The sequence below is a fragment of the Neobacillus citreus genome, assembly GCF_018343545.2.
Lineage (GTDB): Bacteria > Bacillota > Bacilli > Bacillales > Cytobacillaceae > Neobacillus > Neobacillus citreus.
In genome coordinates this window covers 1-25,489 of record NZ_JAGYPE020000034.1, presented here as the reverse complement: position 1 = coordinate 25,489, position 25,489 = coordinate 1, and the positions used below count along the sequence as shown (strand labels likewise).

At 40.5% G+C, this 25,489-nt stretch carries 24 protein-coding genes; 10 read left to right on the top strand and 14 right to left on the bottom strand.

Annotated elements, in window-relative coordinates:
• Together KHB02_RS17545 and KHB02_RS17540 are read left to right on the top strand one after the other, a co-directional pair.
• Positions 1-969 (top strand): sensor histidine kinase (locus KHB02_RS17545; RefSeq protein WP_241113926.1); only part of this gene is annotated, 969 nt, incomplete at its 5' end.
• 4 nt (positions 970-973) lie between these two features.
• Positions 974-1,900, top strand: a complete 927-nt coding sequence (locus KHB02_RS17540) for a response regulator (protein WP_213146624.1) — start codon at positions 974-976, stop codon at positions 1,898-1,900.
• A gap of 70 nt (positions 1,901-1,970) precedes the next feature.
• Here KHB02_RS17540 and KHB02_RS17535 read toward each other — a convergent pair whose 3' ends face one another.
• Positions 1,971-2,513, bottom strand: a complete 543-nt coding sequence (locus KHB02_RS17535; protein WP_213146623.1) for a DUF4865 family protein — start codon at positions 2,511-2,513, stop codon at positions 1,971-1,973.
• 52 nt (positions 2,514-2,565) lie between these two features.
• The gene (locus KHB02_RS17530; RefSeq protein WP_213146622.1) at positions 2,566-2,976 is read right to left on the bottom strand and encodes a hypothetical protein; all 411 of its coding nucleotides are present in this window, start codon (positions 2,974-2,976) and stop codon (positions 2,566-2,568) included.
• A 270-nt stretch (positions 2,977-3,246) separates the two neighbouring features.
• On the opposite strand from KHB02_RS17530, the gene KHB02_RS17525 reads away from it, so the two are divergent.
• Together KHB02_RS17525 and KHB02_RS17520 are read left to right on the top strand one after the other, a co-directional pair.
• Positions 3,247-3,822, top strand: a complete 576-nt coding sequence (locus KHB02_RS17525; RefSeq protein WP_213146621.1) for a TetR/AcrR family transcriptional regulator — start codon at positions 3,247-3,249, stop codon at positions 3,820-3,822.
• Positions 3,823-3,959: 137 nt separating this feature from the next.
• The gene (locus KHB02_RS17520) at positions 3,960-6,071 is read left to right on the top strand and encodes an MMPL family transporter (RefSeq protein ID WP_213146620.1); all 2,112 of its coding nucleotides are present in this window, start codon (positions 3,960-3,962) and stop codon (positions 6,069-6,071) included.
• Between the two features lie 148 nt (positions 6,072-6,219).
• Here KHB02_RS17520 and KHB02_RS17515 read toward each other — a convergent pair whose 3' ends face one another.
• A complete protein-coding gene (locus tag KHB02_RS17515) occupies positions 6,220-6,663 on the bottom strand; it encodes a carboxymuconolactone decarboxylase family protein (RefSeq protein ID WP_213146619.1) in 444 nt (147 codons plus the stop codon).
• A 179-nt stretch (positions 6,664-6,842) separates the two neighbouring features.
• Positions 6,843-7,859 (bottom strand): pirin family protein, encoded by a 1,017-nt coding sequence (locus tag KHB02_RS17510; protein ID WP_213146618.1) that lies wholly within the window; start codon positions 7,857-7,859, stop codon positions 6,843-6,845.
• A 237-nt stretch (positions 7,860-8,096) separates the two neighbouring features.
• Between KHB02_RS17510 and KHB02_RS17505 the strand changes: the two genes are divergently transcribed.
• On the top strand, positions 8,097-8,414 hold the full coding sequence (locus KHB02_RS17505) for a hypothetical protein (RefSeq protein ID WP_213146617.1): 318 nt from the start codon (positions 8,097-8,099) through the stop codon (positions 8,412-8,414).
• 83 nt (positions 8,415-8,497) lie between these two features.
• On the opposite strand, the gene KHB02_RS17500 is transcribed toward KHB02_RS17505, so the two are convergent.
• The 5 genes from KHB02_RS17500 to KHB02_RS17480 form a co-directional block, all read right to left on the bottom strand.
• A complete protein-coding gene (locus KHB02_RS17500; protein WP_213146616.1) occupies positions 8,498-9,478 on the bottom strand; it encodes a Gfo/Idh/MocA family protein in 981 nt (326 codons plus the stop codon).
• A gap of 278 nt (positions 9,479-9,756) precedes the next feature.
• Positions 9,757-10,716 (bottom strand): 2-hydroxyacid dehydrogenase, encoded by a 960-nt coding sequence (locus KHB02_RS17495; RefSeq protein ID WP_213146770.1) that lies wholly within the window; start codon positions 10,714-10,716, stop codon positions 9,757-9,759.
• A gap of 115 nt (positions 10,717-10,831) precedes the next feature.
• On the bottom strand, positions 10,832-12,754 hold the full coding sequence (gene abc-f, locus KHB02_RS17490) for a ribosomal protection-like ABC-F family protein (RefSeq protein WP_213146615.1): 1,923 nt from the start codon (positions 12,752-12,754) through the stop codon (positions 10,832-10,834).
• Positions 12,755-13,224: 470 nt separating this feature from the next.
• On the bottom strand, positions 13,225-13,905 hold the full coding sequence (locus KHB02_RS17485; RefSeq protein ID WP_213146614.1) for a response regulator: 681 nt from the start codon (positions 13,903-13,905) through the stop codon (positions 13,225-13,227).
• Between the two features lie 16 nt (positions 13,906-13,921).
• Positions 13,922-15,493 (bottom strand): ATP-binding protein, encoded by a 1,572-nt coding sequence (locus KHB02_RS17480; protein WP_213146613.1) that lies wholly within the window; start codon positions 15,491-15,493, stop codon positions 13,922-13,924.
• Positions 15,494-15,573: 80 nt separating this feature from the next.
• Here KHB02_RS17480 and KHB02_RS17475 point away from each other — a divergent pair, with 80 nt between their 5' ends.
• The 3 genes from KHB02_RS17475 (at position 15,574) to KHB02_RS17465 (ending at position 18,996) form a co-directional block, all read left to right on the top strand.
• Positions 15,574-16,635 (top strand): DctP family TRAP transporter solute-binding subunit, encoded by a 1,062-nt coding sequence (locus KHB02_RS17475; RefSeq protein ID WP_213146612.1) that lies wholly within the window; start codon positions 15,574-15,576, stop codon positions 16,633-16,635.
• A 183-nt stretch (positions 16,636-16,818) separates the two neighbouring features.
• Positions 16,819-17,529, top strand: a complete 711-nt coding sequence (locus tag KHB02_RS17470; RefSeq protein ID WP_213146611.1) for a YwaF family protein — start codon at positions 16,819-16,821, stop codon at positions 17,527-17,529.
• 201 nt (positions 17,530-17,730) lie between these two features.
• Complete coding sequence (locus KHB02_RS17465) at positions 17,731-18,996, top strand: dicarboxylate/amino acid:cation symporter (RefSeq protein WP_213146610.1); 1,266 nt, start codon at positions 17,731-17,733, stop codon at positions 18,994-18,996.
• A 53-nt stretch (positions 18,997-19,049) separates the two neighbouring features.
• Here the strand turns inward: KHB02_RS17465 and KHB02_RS17460 are convergent, their stop codons facing one another.
• Entirely contained in the window at positions 19,050-19,334 is a 285-nt protein-coding gene (locus tag KHB02_RS17460; RefSeq protein ID WP_213146609.1) for a hypothetical protein, read from the bottom strand.
• Positions 19,335-19,488: 154 nt separating this feature from the next.
• Here KHB02_RS17460 and KHB02_RS17455 point away from each other — a divergent pair, with 154 nt between their 5' ends.
• A complete protein-coding gene (locus KHB02_RS17455; RefSeq protein WP_213146608.1) occupies positions 19,489-20,337 on the top strand; it encodes a peptidylprolyl isomerase in 849 nt (282 codons plus the stop codon).
• A 44-nt stretch (positions 20,338-20,381) separates the two neighbouring features.
• Here the strand turns inward: KHB02_RS17455 and KHB02_RS17450 are convergent, their stop codons facing one another.
• The 4 genes from KHB02_RS17450 to KHB02_RS17435 form a co-directional block, all read right to left on the bottom strand.
• Positions 20,382-21,662 (bottom strand): TRAP transporter large permease, encoded by a 1,281-nt coding sequence (locus KHB02_RS17450; protein WP_213146607.1) that lies wholly within the window; start codon positions 21,660-21,662, stop codon positions 20,382-20,384.
• Positions 21,662-22,204 carry a TRAP transporter small permease gene (locus KHB02_RS17445; RefSeq protein ID WP_213146606.1) on the bottom strand — a complete coding sequence of 181 codons (543 nt, stop codon included), beginning with the start codon at positions 22,202-22,204 and terminating at the stop codon, positions 21,662-21,664. Before KHB02_RS17445 ends, KHB02_RS17450 begins: the two co-directional genes overlap by 1 nt.
• A gap of 66 nt (positions 22,205-22,270) precedes the next feature.
• Positions 22,271-23,305, bottom strand: a complete 1,035-nt coding sequence (locus KHB02_RS17440; protein ID WP_213146605.1) for a TRAP transporter substrate-binding protein — start codon at positions 23,303-23,305, stop codon at positions 22,271-22,273.
• 28 nt (positions 23,306-23,333) lie between these two features.
• Complete coding sequence (locus tag KHB02_RS17435; protein ID WP_213146604.1) at positions 23,334-24,347, bottom strand: zinc-binding alcohol dehydrogenase family protein; 1,014 nt, start codon at positions 24,345-24,347, stop codon at positions 23,334-23,336.
• A gap of 373 nt (positions 24,348-24,720) precedes the next feature.
• On the opposite strand from KHB02_RS17435, the gene KHB02_RS17430 reads away from it, so the two are divergent.
• Entirely contained in the window at positions 24,721-25,386 is a 666-nt protein-coding gene (locus KHB02_RS17430) for a GntR family transcriptional regulator (RefSeq protein ID WP_213146603.1), read from the top strand.
• Positions 25,387-25,489: the final 103 nt, after the last annotated feature.

Here is a 25,489-nt window from a genome sequence, read left to right as displayed (position 1 = left end):
TTTAACCAGTTGCCTTGGGTGATAGGCCTTTTGGGAATTGTAACAGAATTTGCGGCTGGAATGTCAGAGTTGTTTTTCGAAAGGCTTTTATTTGAAGAATTAACAACTATTGATGCCGTCCATAAAATTTTGATTTTCGCTGTATTTCGAAGTTTTTTTGTAGTTGGTTTATTTAGTACTCTTAAATACCATGAATCCAAGCTGAAGGAAACGGAAATCCAAAAGCGAAATGAACATATGATCATGGTCGTTTCGAATCTTTATGAAGAGACCATCCTTTTGAAAAAAACCCTTCAGTTTGCCGAGAAGGTCACCAAACAATCCTACAATCTTTACAAGGATTTGCACGAAATCAACGAGGGACAAAGAGACTTCTCATTGGAAGGGATTCCTCAGCAAGCCTTGCGGATTGCTGGTGAAGTTCATGAAATCAAAAAGGATAATCAACGAATTTTGTCCGGGCTTTCCAAACTGATTACCGAGGAAAGTTTGCTTGATTATATTGACATTGACTCCCTTTTTTCAATTATTGTAAGGACAAATAACAAGTATGCTGAGCTGTTGGGGAAAAAAATTGAGTTCGTCTTTTCAATTAGCGGAACACACCCCGATTATCATGCATATACATTTACCTCCATTGTCAACAACCTTGTTTCCAATTCCGTCGAGGCTATCAATGAAACGGGGAAAATTGAGCTATTGGCTGAACAAAATCAAGATTGGCTTACAATCCGCGTTAAGGATACCGGACCCGGAATTCCACGCCAATATAAAGATGTCATATTTAAACCCGGATTCACTTTAAAGTTTGACAGCACTGGCAAATCCTCCACTGGGATTGGGTTGACCTACGTTAAGGAAGTGGCAGAAATGCATGATGGCAATGTTCTGCTTAATGATTCGGAGGATGGCAAAGGGGCAGCTTTCACTGTTCACCTGCCAATGGCAAAAATAACGAGAAAAGAGTGATTTCATGCGATTTTTTATCATTGATGATGATATATCGATTCGTACGATGCTTAGCCATATTATTGAAGATGATGACCTTGGCGAAGTCGTCGGCGAGGCTGCCGATGGTTCCGAGGTTAGCGGAGAACTTTTAGATATGAAGAAGGTTGATATTTTACTAATTGACCTGTTAATGCCGGTTCAAGACGGCATCGAAACGGTCCAGAAAATCAAGCCGGTTTTTAAAGGAAAGGTCATCATGATTTCACAAGTGGAATCTAAGGACCTGATTGGACAAGCTTACTTAAAGGGGATTGACCATTACATAACAAAGCCGATTAATAAAATCGAGGTCGTTTCGGTTGTAAAGAAGGTGATCGAGCATGCCCGATTAGAGAAATCCATCCAGGATATACAAAGGTCTATACAAAATGCGATGAATATTAGCTTTCAAAAACCAGAGGGCAATTTACATCGGGAAAAAGGGAAAACATTCTCTGACGCCGGGCGGTTCCTTCTTTCGGAACTGGGCATTGCCGGTGAAAGCGGGGGTAAAGACCTTTTGGAGATTATGCAGTTTTTCCATGACTACGAACAGCAGCAAACATTCACTAATGGATTTCCTTCCCTTAAGGAAACTTTTAGAATCATAGCTTTGAAGAAACTTGGTGAAGCAGCCAGCGAGGCAGATCTTCAAAGAGAAATAAAAGCCTCCGAACAGCGTGTCCGGAGGGCTATTTATCAATCGTTGAATGGCCTCGCTTCACTAGGGCTGACAGACTTTTCCCATCCAAAGTTTGAAAATTACTCATCAAAGTTTTTCGATTTTACAACCGTCCGGCAAAAAATGAAAGAATTAAAAGACAAAAAAACCGCCACACCGAGCCCACTCCGAATCAACATGAAAAAATTTATCCAAGCGCTCTATTTCGAAATACACCACCGAATGTAATAACCCAGCCCCGAAAAAGGACTGGGTTTATGTTTGCCCATTTTATGAAACAGAAAATAGACAATAGGTATTATCCTTGTGATATATGTAGAATCGAATAAACGACCCCACTTACATCTTTTACGCTACTTAAATCATTTAAGAAATAAAACACTTCGTACTTCCATCTCTCCGGATTATAAATAATAAGATATTCTGTCTCGTCTATTGTCGGGATGCTTTCCTCAATTTTATCCTTCAAGTTGTTTAGACTTTCTTGCGGTGGAATTTCTTTTGTGATTTGAAATAAGTACTTATTGTCTGTGATTTTAGACGTAGTGGTATCAATCAGGGGAATTCCGACATTCACTTGCTGCCAGCCAAAGGAGTTTAGGATATTGTCATAAAACCCATTAAATAAAAACTTGTTCAGTCCGTTATTCCCTTTCCAAAGATATAACGGGCTATAACTGTTTTGCAAATTATTATGGATTCCTTTTTCAGTGACCAAATAGAGTTTAAACTTTAAATCTTCAAACCCGTCTGTTTTATGACCATTATTTTTCACTCTGTCTCTGATTATATTCATATCATAATCGCTCGGCAGTGTAATCTTATATTGGGTTGCAATCATTTTTTCTCCACCTCCACGACACTATTTTATCAATTTTCCTTTAGTTGTTCCTCTACTTCCACCAATTAGTCGGAATCTTTTTTAAATTAATAAACCTCATTTTTTCTTCGGAACGGTTGTCTTCTTTCCAAACGATAAAAAAGAGAAGTTCATCCTCTTTATCATAAAACCCACAGTCATCCTTACATTCCCAGTGGTAAAAGCCCTTTTTGTCCAAGGAAGGGATACCTGCTTCATAATGTGGTGGATGGATATTAAAATCGATATACTCGATTGATTTGCTGCCTTTATATTGAACTTCAATTCTATAACTACCATTAAGTCCAACTAGTTTTGAGTTGATTTTAATGGACCAATTCGCATCTTCACCAAAATACGTTACTGTTTTTGTTCGAAAATTCACGTCATATATTAAGACTAGCACCACCAATACAATGAGCGTTCGAATCAGTTTCCTTTTCATAAAAATACACCTCTTTATAAGAGATGTACAAAATGGGTAAATATGACAGGGTGTTGGGACGGAATCCGGAACCAGCATGTCTTTTTTTCATTTAATCATTCCCTATTTGGTCCGTTCAACCATTTAATGGTATTATTTTTTAAAAGCAAAGGATATGATGAAACAGGTCATTCGAAACGGAAAAATTTGATGCACAGGGACGGTTCTTTTGCATCAATAATGATGCAAAAGAACCGTCCCCGTGTTACATTTATGGATGGAGGTGGCATCATGGCACGGGAGCGCAAGTTTTCGACGGAGGAATTATTTCAGTACACCAAGCAGCTGCTGCTCGAACATGGATATGAGGGTTTTACCTTCAGTCTATTAGCAGAACGAATGGAGATTTCCCGCGGCGCAATTTACAAATACTTCGAAAATAAGGAAGAACTGATTACCGATTATATGTTATTTGAGATGAAGCATTTCCTTGCTGAATTAAAGGAAATAGCGGAATTAGATGACTTTGACAGGCAATTTGAATTCCTTTTTGAACTTATTTTTAGAAATAGAGAAATCCACCAACTCATTGAGATAGGCAGACAAATTCCATCCTCCCTCAATGAAAAGGTTCGGAACAATACGCAAGACCTAGAAAAAATGCACTTAGAAATGTACAGTTATATGCAGAACTTTGTAACACTAGGAAAAGGCGGGAACAAGCTGAAGCCCCATATTCCGGACGTATTGGTACTCGGAATAATTTTTCAGACCATTGCCATTCCCAATCACTTCGGCATCCCTCAAGATTTATGGGTTCAGTCGATTAAAGAAATTATTAGTCACGGAATGTTCACAAATAAATAATTGACACATGTGTCACTTTTAAAAGATAATGTTAGTGACAATAGTGTCAATTATTTTTTTGCCAAAAGTGACACCAGTGTCACTTTTAGTCGACTTTTGAAAACAGCCCTTATAAACTAGTGCAGAGGAGTACTAATATGAAATCATTCTTGCAATCTCTCACAGACCGTGTCTCGACCAAAAAAGGAATGTGGATTACTCTTGGAATCTGGTTTGCGGCCGCAATGCTGTTGGCAGTCCTGGCCCCAGGTGCCAAGGACTATGAAGTATCCAGCCTCAAATCTATTCCGGAAGATGCCCAGTCGGTCATCGCCCAAAAGAAAGTGGATAAATACTTTAAAGACAATGAAGGAATCCCTGCGATACTCGTTTTTCAATCGAAGGACGGTGAAATCACTTTCCCTCAGCTGGCCAGCCTCGTTGATAAAATTGAAAAGGAAAAAATCCAGGGCGTGGACCAGATTGTGCCGTTATCAAAACTGCCGCCACAGGCTGCCGCAGGCTTCTTTTCAGACGATAAAACCACGGCAATTATTCCTTTAAGCATTGATTCATCAATTGAGACAAAGGAAATTAAAAAGGTGGAGGATGCGATTCAGGAAATCGTCAAGAAAAACTCCGATTTAACCTTGTACGTAACCGGCCCAGCCGGTATTGCCACCGATACCCTGGATCTGTTTTCAAGAGCAGATATTGTTCTTTTATTATCAACAGTCGGCCTGATCCTAGTGCTATTGATTGTGATTTACCGCTCACCGCTGTTGGCGTTAATTCCGCTGTTGGCTGCTGCCTTTGTGTATGAAGTGGTGATGCAGACACTTGGCCTCATGGGCAAGGCAGGACTGGTAATGAGCAGCCAAACGCTGTCCATCATGACGATTCTTCTGTTTGCAGCCGTAATTGATTATTCTTTATTTGTTTTCTCGCGGTTTAGAGAAGAATTGAAAAAACATGAGAATAAGTTTGATGCGATGAGGCAGGCGATGCGGGAGGTCGGAACCCCTGTGTTCTATTCCGGCGGGACCGTACTTGCGGCCATGTTGGTATTATTTTTTGCAAGATTTGGTGATTACCGGAACTTTGCTCCAACATTTGCCACCACTATGCTGATTATCATGATTGCATCGGTGACATTGGTTCCAGCCCTGTTTGCCCTTTTTGGCAGAAAATCCTTTTGGCCGGTTATTCCTAAGGTGGGCCAGGATGCTATCAAAAATAATTCGTTATGGAGCCGGATCGGGCGCTTTGTTGCTAGAAAACCGGGACTTTCGGTGGCCGTGATTGGCTTGTTTCTACTGTTGTCAGCAAGCAATATGGTAAACATGAAATTTGAGTTTGATACGATGAAATCATTTCCGAAAGATATGCCATCCCGAATGGGCTATGAAATTCTGGAGGAGAAATTTGAGAAAGGCGACCTCGCTCCAACGACCGTTTTATTTGAAGGTTCAGAGCCACTATCTGCTGAACAACAGGATGCATTGAAAAACAAACTTGCTGAACAGGACTTGGTAAGCTCCGTTAGAGTTAATGGTACCGCAGAAGAAGGCAAAGTCGTTCAATACAGTTTAACTTTTGGAGAAAATCCATACTCCGCGAATACGATGGATACTTTGGAGGTTATGCGGGACAGCGCTGATAATATTGCTGCATCAGCTGGCGTGAACGGGGACATTTATTTTGCCGGCGAAACAGCCACGAAAGTCGATGACCGCTCCATTAATGACCGAGACCTTATCGTGATTGTGGCGCTTGAGACGCTTTTGATTTTCGTGATGCTGATAAGTTTAACCAGGTCAATCAAAATGTCGGTTTATATGATTGGGACCATCTTGATTTCATTCCTTGCCGCCCTGGGGCTGGGGATGTTCCTAAGCAATCTGTTCTTTGATATCGATACCATCAGCAACCGCGTTCCACTGTATTCGTTTGTATTTTTAATTGCACTTGGGATTGATTACAATATCATGTTGATTTCCCGTTACCAGGAAGAGCGGGCTAAGCACTCGGTGCGAGAGGCAGTCGAAATTGCAGTTGCCAGCACGGGCGGAGTCATCTCTTCCGCAGGACTAATTCTCGCGGCTACCTTTGCCGTTCTGATGACACAGCCCATTCAACTCCTATTCGTTTTCGGCTTCATCGTCGCCATTGGGATCCTGCTGGATACCTTCTTGGTAAGGGGTGTGCTGTTGCCGGGGTTGATTGTGTTGTTTGAAAAGCGGGAAAGGCAATTGGCGAGCAAACAATAATAAGGATAACAATGGGGAGCAGCTTCGTTGGCTGCTCTTCTTTTTTCTTAACCCTTTTTTAAACAATAAAAGACTACCTCTGAGCGCTTTTGACATTTCAGTATAGTGGAAAAAAGAACGAACACCTTAGATGTTCGTTCTTGAGTCATTATTTTTCAGTTGCCATATTCCCCATTGAAATAGAAATTCTATTCCAACTGTTAATTTGATTGATGATTAGAACAAGGTCAACATATTGTTTCTCGTCAAAATGTTTTCGGACTCGTTGATAAAGCTCCTCTGGAACACGTTTGGTTGGAATTAACGTTATGTGCTCTGTAAGCTCTAAAGCCACCTTTTCTTCCTCGGTATAGAATTCACAGTCTTCCCAAGCGCTTACGCAGTATATTCGTTGTTCGGTTTCTCCCATTTTCCGAGCATCTTCTGAATGCATATTCAAACAAAATGCACATCCGTTAATTTGGGAAGCACGAATTTTTATCAGCTCACGAAGTTTTCGATCGATTGCTGTTGTTTTCGTATACTTCTCCATCTCCATCATAATTTTCAAACCTTCAGGTGCAATGTCGTAGTAGGGAACCCTTAAGACCATAAAGCAAGACTCCTTTGATTTAATATAAGACTATTATATCCTTATAGGAATATTGGTACTAAAATTTTGTCTTATTACATATTGTGTTAAATCATCAAATCAAGAAGAAATATTAGACAATTTTATTTTATTCCCGTTTCAAAAATTCATGGTTGATGTACAAGATCCGTCCCCTTGCGCTATCTTTTCTCTATTCTTCCATCCCCGTGACGTGCAAATCTCCCATCCTCTGGTTCATTGACAGGGTCCATCCTGCCCCATGGCCAGCCGCCAAATTGTGTTCTGCGATAGTCATTAAAGGCTTGTATGATTTCCTGTTCTGAATTCATCACGAATGGGCCATGCTGCACGACTGGTTCGCCAATCGGTTCACCTTCAAGAACGAGAATATATGCCTCTTTTTCGCCATTGGTGATTGCGATTTCCTCGTCCCCTGTAAGCTTGACACGGTGATAAGCTTGGACAGTTGTCCCCTCCAGATGAATTTCTTCTCCTTCGTAAAAATAAATGTTCCGATTCAATGTTTTGGATACCGCTGGCAGTGTAAACGCTGCTCCTGGTTCCAGCCGAATAAGGTAGATTCCGACATGATTATTAGGGTCTTTTGCCCATGAAGCAGCAGCTGGATCTAAGCTGTTTTTCCCCTGAAGTTTTCCCGCAATCAGCCGGACTGTCGTTTTCTTCCCATTTGCATCTGCGGATTCTATTTCAGGGATATCTTCAGCCCACAGCATTTTATAATCAGGATTAGCAGTTTTATCCTTAGCGGCAAGATTCAGCCAAATTTGAAAAAGCTCCAGCGGGTTGCCTTTGTCCTTATGGACAAGCGGAAACATTTCAGTATGCAGGCAGCCTTTCCCAGTTGTCAGCCACTGCACATCTCCATTTCCATAACGCCCCTTTCCCCCAGTCGAATCAAAATGGTCGACCAAACCCTCCAGAACAATCGTCACCGTTTCAAATCCCTTGTGCGGATGCGCCGGAAATCCCGGTACCGTTTCGCCATGATACATCCGAAAGCCGTCTTTAATCGTAAAATCCTGCCCAAGATTTCTGCCAGCCAATGAAGTGCTTGGCCCCTGTTCATCATTTCCTGGCGGATAAGCATCCTTATGATGCACAGTCATCAAAAAAGGATCTTCCGTCACCCATGGAAAGCCCAACTTCTGTATATTAAGGATTTTCTTATTTGACATCTTATTTACCCTCCTAAATTTTCAAAAAATGTTCTTATTTAACTCAAAACAAAGTTATCTGAATCACACCTTCTTATACTCCCCAAAAGTACAATCGAATTGATTTTAACAAAAACAAAGGAGATGATGCATCTTTACGGATTTTGAAGCACGGGGACGGTTCTCTTGCTTCAATTCTGAATGAGGCAAAAGAACCGTCCCCATGCATCACTTATCTTGATTTAGGAGGTTATTTTTTTGTTGAATATTTTGGTTTTTGTGTTGATTGCGGTTACTTTAGTTCTGTTGAGTATTTTTGTGGATGGGCTGATTGAGTTGAATAGGCAGGAGCAGGAGGATAAGAAACAATTTGTAAGAGATGGTTTGGAGGGTTATATGGACCAGACTTTTGGTATTGGTAGATTTAAAGTTTTCAAAACATTGCTTGATAGCGAAGGAAACATTAGATATCTGGTTTATTTGCCGAAGTACGAGTGGCTCAAAGCGCCTACATATCATTGGTATGAAGTTTATGAAGCCCATACTGGCTACCGTCATAACGCATACGAAAGATAATCTTTCTAAAAAACACCCCAAGTCTATTAACTTGAGGTGTTTTTTCCATTCATTATTATCTTGTATTCCAGGCTAAACTCAATTTACAAATTGGTCATTTCTCCCATGACCCAATTTGTCCGCGCACCAGAATCTCCAGTACTCGGGCACTTGCCGCCATCTCCTGTCAATTCCTCCACTATCGTTTCCACAAGAGGCTGATGAACATGCTGCAGCGGTTCAAAACTCCATTGCTCCGCGCCTTCAGCAGTTGTCAAAACAATAGGTTCCGACCCAAAAGTTGAAAAGGTAATTTTCCCTTTACTGCCGATGATTTCGTTGACATCGACATTTTCAAAAGCGGAAAAGCACCAAGTTCCTGTGCCATGGATTCCGGATTCGAACATGTATGTACCAGTCACAATATCTTCCGCCCGGTAATAACCCGCCTGGTTGGAGGCAAATCCGTTAACGTACTTAATCGGCCCCAGTAGAAAATCGAGCAAATCAAGGGTGTGGCTGGCGAGATCGTAATACAGCCCGCCGCCTGAAATTTCAGGTTGAACTCTCCATGAGAGTTTTTCGGGATCCTTTACGTCATCTGAAGCTTTTTGATACTGTGTTGTTGAAACAAAACGGACATCTCCGATTGCGTTTTTCTCTAACAACTCTTTAATTTTTAAAAATCGAGGCATTTCCCTGCGGTAGTAGGCAACAAATAATGGAACGCCGGCGGCTTTGCAGGCAGCAATCATTTCCTGGCATTCCGCAAAGTTGAGCGCCATTGGCTTTTCTACATAGACAGGCTTTCCCGCCTGTGCAGCTTTAAGGGTATATTCTTTGTGTGAACCTGGCGGTGTAGCAATGTAGACAGCATCAACATCCGGGTCGTTTATAAGTGAATCGGCATTATCGTACCATTTCGGGACATGGTGTCTTTCCGCATAGTCTTTCGCTAGTTCACCGGTTCTCCTCATAACAGCAACTAACTCTGAATTCGTAACTTTTTGAAAAGCTGGCCCGCTCTTTACCTCGGTAACATCGCCGCAGCCAATAATACCCCAACGAACTTTTTCGACTTTCATGGTCATAGGTCTCCTTCTTCTTTGGTTGTCTCGGATTTATTAAATTTTCCCCAATTCATCTAGAAATACAGGTTGCTCTTGATATAAGGCCATTATCTCTAGGTATATTATAAATTAATTTCTAAAGGTAAAAGCCTTTTTTTTCACAAAAAATATCACCGGCCTCCAAGCAAGTGATAATTTAAACGGCAAATCTTACCTTATGGTAGGTTCTCAAATGATACACGGGGACGGTTCTTTTGCATCACTAAATGATGCAAAAGAACCGTCCCCATGCTTCACTTGATTAAATTTGCCGGAGTGTCGCCTGTTAGGCCGGAAACGAGGTTTGTTGCGGCTGTCATTGCCATTTGAAGGCGGGTTTCATAGGTGGCTGAGCCGATATGCGGTAAGGTTACTACGTTCTTCATTGAAAGTAGCGGATTGTCCATGTTAATTGGTTCCTGGACAAACACATCCAAGCCGGCACCAGCAATTTCGCCAGTTTGCAGGGCCTGAATCAACGCTTCTTCGTCAACGGTTTTCCCTCTTGACGCATTGATAAAAATCCCCGACTTTTTCATGAGCTCGAACTCTTTTTTTCCGATTAGCTTTTCGGTTTCCGGCGTGAGCGGCGTCAGGAGACAGACAAAATCGGATTTCTTCAACAATTCTTCCATTAAACAATAGGTGGCGCCATACTTCTCTTCTGCAGCCATATTTCTTGATCGATTGTGGTAAAGAATTTCCATATCAAAGCCACAGTGCGCCCTTTTGGCCACGGTAGTGCCGACTCCGCCCATGCCAATAATTCCTAATACCTTATGATGGACATCTACCCCATACCACTGTTCTTTCAGTTCGGATTGCCACTGCCCGGTTTTCATCCAATGGTCCAATTCCGGTATCCTTCTGGCTGCAGCCAAAATTAACCCCATAATCGTATCTGCCACCGTATCATTCAATACATCAGGAGTATTCGTTGCCATGACTCCACGTGCTGTCAAAGCTGCTATATCCAGATTATCGTATCCTACTGACATATTGCTGACTATTTTTAACTGAGGAGCCTTGTCCAATAATTTGGCGTCCACTTTCAACCTTGAACCCAATATCCCATCTGCATTTTTCAATTCCTGAAAAAATGCAGGATATGTATTTGAATCTAGTTCATCAAAATAAACAACTTCACATGTTTGCTGTAAAAATTCCAAAACATTAGAATCTACTTTTTTATAAACTATCACTTTTGGTTTCATCATTACCCCTCCTATTTACATTGAAGCATAGGGACGGTTCTTTTGCATCACTAAATGATGCAAAAGAACCGTCCCCGAGCTTCACTCGTGCTACACAAAAAAACCGATTCCGATTTTAACTAATATCGAGCCACTTTTCCATCACGATTTCTAGTTCTGTGCTTAATGCTTGTTTCCTTTCATACAGCCTCCCTAATTCTTCATAATCCAGGGCGGCTGCTCCCATAGCGGCATCTAGTTCGCTGATTTCATGTTCGAGGCTTTGGATCCTCGTCAGCACCTTTGCCTCAACCGCTTCCTGCTTAACTGCGGGACCCTTCTCTATTTTCTTCTTTTCAACCTTTACAACAGCCTTCTTCGGTTCCTCGTGCCTGCTCAATTTCGCCTTTTCAATTTTATAATAATCGTAATTTCCGAGATAGCTTTTTATAGCATAATCTTCAACCGCGATAACCTGCCCGCCGATCTTATTAATAAAATAGCGGTCGTGGGAAATAAAGAATATCGTGCCTTTAAAATCTTCAAGCGCTTCCTCAAGTGTTTCAATCGAATCGATATCCAGATGGTTGGTCGGCTCATCAAGGATTAATAAATTGATATCTTGAAACATCAGCATACCAAGCTTGAGCCTGATTCGCTCCCCGCCCGATAAATGCTTTACCTTTTTGAAGACGGTATTTTTATAAAACATGAATTTGGATAGATACTCACGAGCTTTGCCTTCCAGAATCGAAATATCCTCCCGAAACGCCTCCAGCACGGTGAGTTCTTCATTACTAAAAATAAGCTTCTGCGGCAAATAAGCTGCCAATACATTGGCACCCAGTTCCACCACACCGGCATCGGGCTGTTCTTCACCCAACAGCATCTTCAAGAAAGTTGTTTTCCCGCAGCTGTTGGGACCAATCAATCCCACCCTTTCGCCGTACTGAATCATGGCATCTGTGTTTTTAAATATGACCTTATCTCCATAACTCTTGGACAGCCCGACTGCCTTAATCGTTTCATTTCCGGACCTTACTGCAGCCTTGAAATCGAGCCTCATATTTCTTCTTTCAAAAACCGGCTTATCAATTCGCTCCATCTTATCAAGCTTCTTTTGGATACTTGCCGCTCTTCTGAAGAACTTGTCATTGCCGCCACGCATCGCCCAATCGCGCAAATCCTTGATGGTATTTTCCATCTTATTGAGCTTCTTTTGCTGCTCCCGAAAATGTTCAAATTGAATTCTTAGGTTTTCTTCCTTTTGGCTGACAAACGAGGAATAGTTGCCCTTATAGGTGATCGACTGCATATCCTCAATCTCCACGATTTTCGAGACCACATTATCGAGGAAATACCGGTCGTGCGACACGATAATGACAATTCCCTTGTAGCTCTTGAGATACCCCTCAAGCCATTCAATCGCTTCCATATCTAAATGATTCGTCGGCTCATCCAGCAAGAGGATATCAGGATTGTGAATCAATAGCTTTCCAAGCACAACAGTCGTCTTCTCTCCGCCGCTTAACAAATCAAAATCCTTGTTTAAAAAGCTTTCAGAAAAATGAAGCCCGGTGCATACTTTGCCTAACTTTTCGTCTCGCTCATATCCGCCCTTGGCCTCAAATAATTGAACGAGGTCGCTGTATTTTTTCAGCGCTTTTTCAAGGGCTTCACCATCCAATGTCTCCATTTGTTCTTCTAATTCCCGCATTTCCTTTTCGATGCGTTCCAGTTCCTCAAAGGCCTGATTTAACACATCAATCACTTTGAAGCCTCCCGGATACGCTGGCATTTGTTCAAGGTAAGCCCTTGTGGCGCTTCTTGGCAGGTTTATCAAACCTTCGTCATATCCATAGCTTGAGGTCTGCGGGTAACCAGGGTAATAGTGCATCGGTTCGATGCCGGCAATCAGCTTGAGGATGGTGCTTTTCCCGCTTCCGTTTGCGCCGATAATCCCGACCTTCTCACCCTCATACGCTTCAAAGGTTATATTTTCAACGACAAGCGTGGCCTCCATAAATTTCTTCACGCCATTTAACTTCAATTCCAACATAAAGATCCCTTCTTTCATCCATAATCTAAGCTTATGCTTTTTATGGACAAGGCATAGAAGTACTTCCATCCTATTTAGTTTTATAAAATAAAAAAGACCATAAGAAGAGAAATTCTTCTTACAGTCTAAAAATACGTTCGAATATAATTACTGTGCAAAAATGTGCTTACAAAAAGAAAACATTTTACACCTATTATAATCTTGATATTTAAGTAAAGTAAGTTACCTTCTAATTTGCCTTATTCCATAAAGAGAATCGCAAATAAACCTAACTAAATTAGGCAATTTAACACTCATTACGAAATTCAGATTAATTTTCGAAAAATTAATATTGGCAAATAGCTGGTCTCATAAACTTACTTCCCTCCTTTGTAATCTCCCTAATTATCCCATTTTTTAGTTGATTTGTAAACAAATAGGGACGGTTCTTTTGCCTCACGGAAGTGAGGCAAAAGAACCGTCCCCATGCATCATAAAATCTTATATTGGTTAACAGGACGGCCAATTCCGCCATATTCGATGACGATTTCCACTTTTCCGCTTTGTTCGAGATATTCTAGGTACCTTCTCGCGGTTACTCGGGCGAGGCCGATGCCTTCTGCGACTGCTTCTGCAGAAATGGCCAGGTTCTGCCCTTTTAGATATTCGATTACCTTTTCGAGTGTCAACATATTCAGTCCTTTTGGCAGCTCGCCTTTGTCCTGCTTGCCTTGCTGAAATAACAAATTATCCAATTCCTGCTGGGAAATCGCATCTTTTTTCAAAAGACTGCTATAATAATTCCGGTAATTTATCAAAGCTTGCTGTATCCGCTCAAATTTAAAAGGCTTCATGATATAATCAACGGCCCCATGCTGTAGAACATCACGGACCGTTTCAATATCACTTGCTGCCGTTACCGCAATGACATCCGTTCCGAGTTCTTTTGAGCGAATTTGTTTGATTGTTGTAATTCCATCCTGGTTGGGCATATAAATATCGATAAAAACGAGGTCCGGCTTTTCTTTTTTGATAAGCTCAATCCCCTCTTTTCCATTTGAAGCAACACCAATGACCTTATACCCTTCGACCCTCTCTACAAACTGCCTATTTATTTCTTGAACCATCGGATCATCCTCTATTAACAGAACCCGAATTAGCCCTTCAGCCATACAACAATCCCCCTTGTTAAATCGTTACAATAAAGGTCGTCCCTTTTCCAAGGTCAGATTCTACCTGGATCGTGCCGCCCGCCCGATCAACGATTTCTTTTATTAAATAAAGCCCAATTCCATGATCCAAGCTGTCCTTGGTTGAAAAGCCCTTTGTAAAAATATGCGGCAGAACGTTTTCAGGAATGCCGCTCCCGTTGTCTTCAACCAGAATCGATAAAATCTCCTCATCATGTTCGATACTAACATAAATATTTTTCTCATCTATATCCTTGTTCCTATAGGAATCAAACGCATTTTCAATAAGGTTTCCGATAATAATCACAAAATCATGTTCATCTAGCGGTTCTGGGAACGAATGTAGCCGGCTGTTGCGGTCAATATGTAAATGAATGCCCAATTCCTTGGCTCTGCTAACCTTACTGATCAACAGTCCGGAAAGACTTTCACTCTTAATATTCTTCGACAAAAATTGTGTCAGTTCTTCTTGCTCTTCGGCTGTTTGAAATACATATTCAAGCGCTTTTTTCGGGTTCCCAAGCTGCAACAGTCCAGCAATTGTATGAAGCTTGTTCATATGTTCGTGATTTTGCACCCTTAAGGCACTGACAAAAGCTTTAAAGCCGGTTAACTCTTCGGCCAGTTTTTTCACTTCGGTGCGGTCTTGGAATATGGCAAGCGCTCCAATGATTTCATTATTTACTTTAATCGGAATGCGATTACTGTGTATATTTAAATTACGAACGGTCAGCTCTTTGTTATAAATTGGCTTCTTGAGCTCAAGAATTTCTGGCAATCTTGTGTCCGGTACTACCTCGGCAATAGCCCTGCCAATCACATCTCCTGATATCCCCATCATTGTTTTTGCTTTATCATTAAAAATCGTAATCTTTTCGTCTTTGTCAATGGCGATAATCCCTTCATGCATGGCATTAAAGGTTTCCGTCCGCTCCTGCACTAATTGAGCAATCTCATGCGGTTCCAAATTAAACATTTGCTTTTTCATTTTAGAAGCAAACAGCCAGGACCCCCAGCCGCCAAACAATAATGAGATGAAGCCGGCAAATAGAATTTCCATCCTTAAATCCCAAATCATTTCAAAAAAAGTAGGAAGTTTATAACCTGCCAGGACGACCCCGACTTGCTGATGCTCCTCATTCATAATCGGCACAAAGGCTCGAATCATCGTGCCTACTTCACCTTTTGCTTTTGTTGTGTAGGTAAGTTCGGCAAATGCCGGTCCCTCATCGCTCCCATTCGACCTTTTTCCTATCAAGCTTGGAAGGGGGTGAGATAGACGCATATGATTCATATCCATCACAACAATATAGTCCGCATGATGGATGATTCGCAATGTTTCCACTCGTTTGCGAATCTTCCTCCTGTCCTCCATGCTTCCCGTAATATTGGATTTGATTCCTCCATCCTCTGCAATGGTTTGTGCCGAAAGTAAAGCCCTTTTTTGTAATTCAGCCTCTTCAGTATTGATGAAATTACTAATAACGATAATTCCGGCAAGTAACAGAGAGAATGAAACAATAAAAAAGATCAGCGCCGTAATCTTGGTCTGTATTGAGAGACGATTCATAGGAGTATTCCTTTCAGATGAAATCTACTAAAATAATTTTAACATGTTAAAATAATAAGGAAAACAAGGGGGAATTTCTGATGAAGTATTTAATTGCATCAAGCGTGCTTGTCATCACCTTAATAATTGGTTTCTTCTTCTTGCCCGCCAGTTTGTTAAGCGGGAAGGAAATCCCCTATGATGATGAACAAGACGGATTGTCCAAACAAATCGTCATCCGTTTTAGCCACGTTGTTGCTGAAAATACTCCTAAGGGGCTGGCCGCGCAAAAGTTCGCCCGGCTGGTGGAGGAAAAAACAGATGGCTTAGTCAAAGTAGAAGTGTATCCAAATGGAAGTTTGCATACTGACGAAGATGAGCTCGACGCTCTTATTGATAACGATGTCCAAATGATTGCCCCCTCCGTATCCAAACTGACAAACCTGGCACCAGAATGGGGACTGTTTGACTTGCCGTTTTTGTTTGAGAATGATCAAGATATTGAAGAGACACTTTCAAGCGAGCTTGGTCATAGGTTTTTATCATTAAATGAGAACAAAGGAATCAAAGGGCTGGCCTTATGGAGCAATGGCTTTAAGCAAATGTCGAGCAATCTTAACCCCCTTTTGTACCCAGATGACTTTAAAGGTCAAAGATTTCGAATTATGCCAAGTCCCATTATAGCTGAACAATTCGAGGCATTAGGCGCTCAGCCTGTCGAGGTTCCTTTTAACCAATTATATACATCGCTTCAGGAAGACCAATTTGACGGTCAAGAAAATACGATTTCAAATATTTATTCCAGACGCATTTATGGTATGCAAAAGTATATGACTGTCAGTAATCATGGATTTTTAGGTTATGCGGTTCTAATGAACAAAGAGTTTTGGGACAAGCTGCCTAAAGAGGTCCAGCGGGATATTCAAGAGGCAATGGCCGAAACCACCTCTTGGATGATTTCCGAATCACAACGGGTAAACAAAGAGCAGCTCAATCTAATAGAGCGTGAATCCTCCATCCAAATTTATCGATTAACGGAGCAGGAAAAAATGGAGTGGTATCAAGCCTTAAGACCTGTTTACCAGAAGTTTCTGCAAACTACAAAAGACAAGGAAATGAAAGAATTTGTAAAGAAAAGGATGGACCAACTTGAGACACACTAAAGTGTCCCCTATTGAAGAATTCTAATATGACCTTTAGAGCCTTGATTATTCAAGGCTTTTTTTGTTGATGTTTTCAGGACAGTGGAATGTCGAACATGCAGTACAGTACTAGCATATGTTACTACAAAGGCTCAACATTAATTGTTCGGTCCACCCATTATGTAATGAAAGGATGGTGAAACTATGGAGTGGTTTGGGGATAATTATGCTAAATTCGATTTTGAAATGTTTTCATTAAGTCATTTTATCATTATGGGTATCTTCTTGGGTTTTACAGCGGGACTTTACTATATGCGAGGCCGGTTAAAGGACGAAAAATGGAGACACGCAGAAATAGGCTTAGCCATCTCATTGATTATACTAGAATTGATTAACCATTTATGGATGTATGTAAATGGAAACTGGAAAGCAAGTCATTCTCTTCCGCTTGAATTGTGCAATATTAGTTTGCTTTTAACGATTATTTTCTTATTTTCCAGAAAGAAACTTCTTTATGAAATATTGTTGTTCACAGGCCTGCTAGGTGCCACGCAAGCTATTTTCACCCCATCATTAAACTACGACTTCCCACATTTCCGCTTTTTTCATTTCTTTATTACCCATATGGTGATCGTTTGGGTACCGCTTTATTTCACATGGGCAAAGGGGTTCAGGCCAACGATTTGGTCCTGTGTAAAGCTGTTTGTATTCATAAATGTTTTGGCGCCGACTGTCTTGCTTATCAATTATCTTGTAGATGGAAATTATATGTACCTAAATCATAAACCCAAACATGCAAGTTTATTAGACTTCTTGGGCCCTTACCCATACTATATTCTTTCACTAGAAGTACTTACCATTATACTTACCTTAATCGTTTGGTTCGTTTTCAAAGAAAAAAAGGGGAAAATATGATAGCTGAAAAATAGTCGAAATTGGGATTGCCTTAGCAGGCAGTCCCTTTTCTTATTATTTACACTAAATATACTTTGCCCAATTCTAAGACCAAAAAGACCAAAAAGACCATTATCACCTAAAATATTAAAATTTCAAATTATCAATTAATATGAAAACAGGGAGAAATGAAAACGTTATCAAACAAAGGGGGTAAAAGGAATGAAAATTAATTTTCGCAATTTAACAGTTCAAGTTATTATCGGTATTATTCTAGGTATTGCAGTCGGGTTTCTGTTTCCAGAGTTTGGGGCAAAGCTAAAGGTTCTAGCAGATATCTTTATTAAACTAATAAAAATGGTCATCGCACCAATCATCTTCTTTACCATCGTCATCGGGATTGGAAATATGGGAGATTTAAAGAAGGTTGGCCGTATTGGCGGTAAGGCACTGCTTTATTTTGAAATTGTCACTACCTTCGCATTGGCAATTGGTATTCTTGTAGTTTCTATTATCAAGCCTGGTCACGGCTTTAATACCAAAGCCGCTGAAGGGGCAGACGTTTCACAGTACACTAAAGCTGCTGCTGAAACAAGCCACGGCGTGATGGACTTTATCTTAGGAATCGTTCCTGATAATGCACTTGCAGCACTTTCTGGGGGAACTTTACTGCCAGTTCTATTCTTTGCCGTGTTATTCGGAATTGCCGCTGCTTCTTTGGGGGAAAAAGCAGCACCAGTCATTTCATTCTTTGAAAAAGTTTCTGAAATTTTCTTTGCTATTGTTAATATGATCATGAAGGTATCTCCAATTGCAGCATTCGGAGCGATGGCCTTTACAATCGGTAACTTCGGTATTGGCTCTCTTATCTCATTAGGTAAATTAATGGGCTCTGTCTATATTACGATGTTCCTGTTTATCGTGTTTGTTCTTGGCACTATTGCTAAATTCTATAACTTCAATATCTTTAGCTTCTTAAAATATATTAAAGAAGAAATCCTGCTTGTTTTAGGAACATCCTCTTCAGAATCTGCTCTTCCCAAGATGATGGAGAGACTAGAAAAGTATGGCTGTTCAAAATCAGTTGTCGGTCTTGTTGTTCCGACAGGTTATTCTTTCAATCTTGATGGAACTTCCATCTACCTATCCATGGCTGCAGTCTTCATTGCCCAAGCCTATGGAGTCGAATTAACCATTTGGCAGCTAGTAACCCTGCTTGGCGTATTAATGCTAACTTCTAAAGGGGCTGCTGGTGTTACTGGTTCAGGATTTATCACTTTAGCAGCAACTTTAGCAGCTTTCCCAATGATTCCGGTAGAAGGAATGGCACTTATTCTTGGCGTAGACCGCTTTATGTCAGAAGCACGTGCGATTACAAACTTAATCGGTAATGGTGTCGCTACAGTTGTTATTTCAAAAACAGAAAAAGAATTTAACCCAAGCGGTGTAACCCAAGCAAAATCTCAAAAAACTTCCATCGCTTCTTAATTTGAAAGCAAAAAAATGAGGACTGGCTCTTCCTGGAGCCGGTCCTTTTTTGTTTACTCTCCTTTTTTCTTCGGTACTAATTTCACCACTTTGTACCCAGGCTTTAATTTAACCCTTTTTGTTTCCTTATCTGTTTTAAGTTGATAAATCGTATATTTACGCGGCTGATGTTCAACCAGATCAATCTTTTGGATGGATTCGTTTTTATAATATTTCCGTATTTTCTTTTCCTGCTTCTCTTGTTTTTCTCCATAAAACACATCATATAAAAAAATGAATACATACACGAAAATGGCGCCGACTACTAGCGTATAAAGAAGTGAAGACAAAATTGACACATGTGACATCCTTTCTTAATTAGCGGAAATAAAATATATTTTATCGTTTCTTCTGGCCGCTTTCCATTTTTTCTACAATTGTTCTTAGCTTGTTCATTTTTTATTCATATTCATTCTGTACCATAGATTTTATAAAAATTTAGGAGTGAAATAATTGAAAAAATGGATTCTTTCAGGATTTATGGTTGGCGCTTTGGCTTTGGCAGGCTGCAGCAGCAGTGCCATCATGAAATCCGACGCAGGAAACATCTCTCAGGATGAATTATATCAAGCGATGAAAGACAAATATGGAACACAAACCCTTCAGCAGCTTGCAGTGGAAAAAGTGCTGGCAAAAAATTATTCCGTTTCTAAGTCTGAAGTGGACGCCCGAGTGAATAAAACAAAGGAGCAGATAGGTGATTCATTTCTCTCCACATTACAGCAATATGGCTTTAAAGACGAAAACGACTACCGAAACTCTGTAAAGCTAAATCTGCTGGAGCAAAAGGCAGTGTTTAAAACCATAAAGGTAACGGATAAAGAACTGAAGCAGGCATACGATGATTACAAACCGGAAATTCGTGCCCGCCATATATTAGTAACTGATGAAGCAAAAGCAAATGAAATTGCCGCAAAACTCAAGTCTGGATCGAAGTTTGAGGATTTAGCGAAGGAATCAGAGGATACCGCTACTGCCTCCAAAGGCGGCGACCTTGGCTGGTTTGGCACCGGCGTCATGGACCCCGACTTTGAAAAGGCAGCCTATGCTTTAGAAAAGGATCAAATCAGTGACCCAATCAAATCCTCCTACGGATACCATATCATCCAGGTAACTGATAAAAAGGAGAAAAAGTCATACGAGGAAATGAAAAAAACCCTTACCGAACAGGTAAAGCAATCAAAAATCACACAGGATCAGATTGTTAAAGTGTTAAAAGACGAGTTCAAAAAGGCAGATGTCAGCATTTCCGATAAAGATTTAAAAGCTGCTGCGGAGTTTTCTGCGAAAGCCGTTCAATAAGAATTTACAATAGAAAAAAGCCGAGAAATGCTCTCGGCTTTTTTCTATTTTGTGAACCATTCCAACGGGACCAAAACCAGTGATGGAAACATGACTAAAAGGAAGACCACGATGACTTCTGCCAATAAAAATGGCCATACACCTTTGACAATTTCGTCTATCCCTAACTTCCCAACTCCTGCTGCCACGTTTAAGACCGTTCCTACCGGCGGCGTTAATAGACCAAGACAAGTCGTTAATACAAAGATTAATCCGAAGTAGACTGGGTCAATACCCGCTGCCTGAATAAGAGGCATGAGAACAGGTGTTAGGATTAAGATGGTTGGTGTTACGTCCATGGAAGTTCCGATAATCAGTACAATAATGACAATAATAATCATCAATAGTGTTGGATGACCAATAAATGGCTCAAGCAGTGCTGTCAGCTGTGCCGGAATATTGGCAACAGTAATTAGCCACCCGGACACCATTGCAGCAGCGGCCAATAGCATGATGACACTTGTTGTTTTAGCAGATGCTACAAGTACATGGTAAAGATCTTTAAGTTTTAGTTCCCGGTAAATAAACAAGCCGACAAATAAGGCATAGAATGCTGCTACTGATGCTGCTTCCGTAGGTGTAAAAATACCGCCGCGCAGACCGCCAAGGATGATGACCGGCAACAGCAATGCCCAAAATGCGGCAATAATTGCTTTTAATATTTCTTTTGCTGTTTTACGAGGCTGTGCCTCCATCTTGGCTTTTCTAACAACAAGCGCCCAAACGACTGTTAAAGAAACTGCCAGAATTAAACCAGGGATGATCCCAGCCATAAACAATTTTGTAATTGATACTCCAGCCGTTACACCGAAAACAATCATCGGTATACTTGGCGGAATAACTGGAGCGATGATACCGCCTGCGGCAATTATACCTGCAGAACGATTCCGGTTATATCCTTGACTTACCATCATCGGAATTAAAATAGCCCCAAGTGCCGCGGTATCGGCAACAGCTGACCCAGATAAACCCGCAAACAAAACACTTGCGATAATGGCCACATACCCCAGGCCGCCGCGAACATGCCCGACACAGGCCATCGCAAAAGCAATAATTCTTTTTGAAATTCCTCCCGCATTCATCAACTCTCCAGCCAAAACGAAGAAAGGAATCGCCATTAGAGGGAAATTATCAGCTCCCTGAATCAAGTTGGAAGCAAGGATTTGCGTATCGAAGTTACCCAGAACAAGCATCAAGGCAATTCCGCTGATTAATAATGCAAAAGCAATCGGGATCCCCAAAGCCATGGCACCTAACAATGCTAAAATAAAGACTGTTAATGTCATTACTTCTTATCCCCCGTTTCGTCTTTGTCATGATGATCAATGCTGTCTTCCGATGCCGCCATAATTAATTGGCTATAATCCTTTTTAATTATAAATCTATATAACTTATAAAGAATAATAAGGATCATAGAGCCGCTCATTATCACGCCGAATACATAAATATAGGCATATGACATGCCTGTCGCAGGCGCGGACAGGTCCGTGTTGAGAAGCGTCAGCTTCCAGCTTCCTTCAAGAAGAAAGACCAGTGTAATCAGTAAAATAATATTAGAAATGAGATACATTACCTTTTTTCCTGTCAGCGAAAGCTTTTTCACGACAATATCTACACCTAAATGCTCATTGTCATTAAACGCCAGTATTGCTCCTAAAAATATCATCCAAACAAATAAGAATCGTGATACTTCTTCAGACCAGGTAATTCCCGAATTAAAAGCATAACGTAAAATAACATTGGTAAAAACAAAGATTGCCATTAGCGATAAACATACTACGATGAGAAATTTCAATATGGAATTTACCTTGCCTGTAATTCCTTTCATCGTTGTTGTCAACTCCTTACAAAAATTGAGAAGGGCCAAAGTAAGAGCCCCTTCTCAATCAATGGATTATTTTGTATCTTTAATCTTTTGAACCATTTCCTTAGCCCATGGATATTGTTTGTAATACTCGTCATACATCGGTTTTACCGCATCTTCCATTTGCTTCTTGAATTTGTCATCTGGAGTGATGAATTTCATACCTTTTTCTTCAAGGAACTTCTTGTCAGCTTCATAGCTTTCTTCAGATAGTTTCCACTCATAGTCTGAGTATTCTTTCGCAGCTTCTTCAATCGCTTTTCTTTGCTTATCGGATAATTTCTTCCAGAAGTTTTCGTTAATAATTAAAATGTTTGGTGTAAAACCGTGACGGGACTCTAAAATATAATCTTGAACTTCATAGAAGCCTGAAGATCTGACAACCCCAATTGGGTTATCTTGACCGTCTACTACTTTTCCTTCAAGCGCCGTAAATACTTCTGAAAGCGGCATTGGGGAAACGTTGGCTCCTAATAATTGGCCTAATTGCACAAATACAGGTGTGTTAGGCATTCGAAGTCTTAGACCTTTGAAATCTTCCATACTAGCAACCTTTTTGCTGGAAGAAACCATTCTAAATCCATTTGCACTCCATACTAACGGATGAACACCATGTTTGCTTGCAAGCTCGTCTGTCAATTCTTTTCCTACTGGTCCATCTAATACTGCTTTTGCATGTTTGAAATCTCTAAGTAAAAATGGCCATTCAATTGCTCCCATTTTCGGAACGTCGGCCTGCATGATCATACCCGGAAGTCCCATTTCAACTGTACCGTTACGAACAGCAGTGTAGAAATCTTTCTCGCCACCAAGCTTGTTGTTTTCATAGATTTCAACTTTTAATGATCCGCCAGATTTTTCTTCAACAAGCGGTTTGAATTTTTCAGTCAATGCTTTGTTTTGCGGATGGTCTGGGGCATAATAGTTAGCAACTTTAATTGTGTAAGACGTGTCTTTGCTGTCAGCCTCTTTTGATGTTGATGCCTGTTCTTCTTTTTTACCACAAGCGCCTAAAATTGAACCAATGGCAAGAAATAATGCTAAAATGATTCCTAACTTTTTCATGAACAATATTCTCCCCTTTATTTGTTTTTTATAAAGTGATCATGGCCTTGATTGTTTTAGATTCAGGTGCCATGAGCATTTCAAATTTGTCATTGATTTCACCAAATGATGTTTTTGATGTTATAAATTGATCTGTATTAATGTACCCTTGTTTGATCGTTTTCGCAACGTACTCAAGGTCTTCTCTTGTCGCATTCCGGCTAGATAATAAGGTAAGTTCCTTTCTATGAAACTCTGGGTCTGGCAAAGTAAAGTCGGCTTGTACCAGTCCGACAAAGAGCAAACGTCCGCCGCTTGATGCATATGTGTACGAATTATTCATGGAATTCACATTTCCAGTTACATCGAAGACGAGATTTGCCATATCTCCATTTGTTATTTCATTAATTTGTTCTAAAGCATCATCACTTGCGTTCACTGTGAAATCCACATCTGCCCACTCACGGCAAAAATCTAAACGCTGTTGATTCATATCCACGGCAATGACTTTAGCGCCAGCAAGTTTAGCGAATTTCATGACACCTAATCCAATCGGACCAGCACCGATGACTACCGCAAGATCCCCCTTTTGGATCTCGGCACGTCTTACTGCGTGGGCACCGATACCAAGGCATTCCACCGTTGCAGCCTGTTCCAAAGTAATCTCATTTGTTTTCATAAGATGACTTATCGGAACAGCCAAGTACTCCTGCATCCCACCATCAATATGTACACCGAACAGTTTTAATTCAGTGCAGCAATTTGTTTTACCACTGCGGCAGGCTACACACTTTCCACATTCCAAATAAGGAATGATGGCAACATAATCGCCAACTTTGAAACCGGCTTCATTTGTTGGCACTTCAACAACTTCCCCGGATAGTTCATGACCCAAAATCCGAGGATATGTAAAAAATGGCTGACGGCCCCTGTACGCATGAAAATCAGTTCCGCAAATCCCAATTCGGCGAATCCTGATTAACGCCTCCCCCTCATTTATTGTGGGAATCTCAGCATCCTTCATGACAAATTTAAAGGGCTCTTCACAAACAATACTTTTCATGATGTTTTCTCCTTTAAAAGTTGATACAATTCTTCTCTTCAATGTTCCGCTAAGACAGTATGGGAGAAATGTTTCCCACCCTCCCGGAGTCGAAAAATTGAAAATATTGATTGCGCTATCATTCAACATTTCATTGTGATATGTGAAATGTTACATATCACTTCTCTAGGATACAGTCCCCTACTCTCCTACGTCAACACATTTTTTCACATTTTGTTTACTAAATATACAAAATATATTAGCTTCCTTTTTTATGAAAAAAATTCTATAATAAAAGTTATCTATTATTCATTATATTAATCTAATATGTAACATTTCAGTTCTGTTTGAATTTTTTAGATTTGAATCCACTGATGAATGGAGGAGTATGAACTTGTCAACAATTGAAACCTCACTTTTGACTACACAAGTTTATGATGTTTTACGTAGTAAAATTATTGGTCGAAAATATCTGCCTGGCGAAAAGCTGGATATTCATAAATTAGCGGACGAGTTTGGGGTAAGCCGTTCTCCTGTAAAAGATGCCATCAATCAGCTTGTTCATGATGGACTGATTGAAATCATCCCAAGAAAAGGAACATATGTTACGCAAGTAAATTTTACTGATTTTATTGACATTCTTGATGCCCGTTTAATGATTGAAACATGGGCAGCACAGCGCATAACAAATACTGTTACAGATGAGCAAGTGAACGAGTGGGGGAACATTGTCCATGAGATGGACTCACTGCTTGAAGTGAACCCCTTCCCTTTTGACATGTATAGCAAACTGGACATGAAGTTCCATAAGATGCTAGTTGAGTGGGCCGGAAATAGAAAGGTATTGGAAATTTACACTTCTTTAAACACACATGTTTCCTTGTCCAGAATTGTTCATTCTACATCATTAGAGAGCACCAAAAAGAGGCATCAGGACCACAGAACATTATTCGAAGCTATAAAGAATCGAGACCTGCCGACCATTTTAGGTACTCTAACCCTGCATATTGCAAGTTTAAAGAATGAGGCTGAATTGCGTTGGGATGAGGTAATGATCTAATAAATAAAAAATGAGGGAACCACAAATTTGAACTGCCCCCTGTCAAGTAGACAGTGGAAATAAAAAAACGATTTTAAGCGGCTTTAGCTCTGTATTCAAGGGG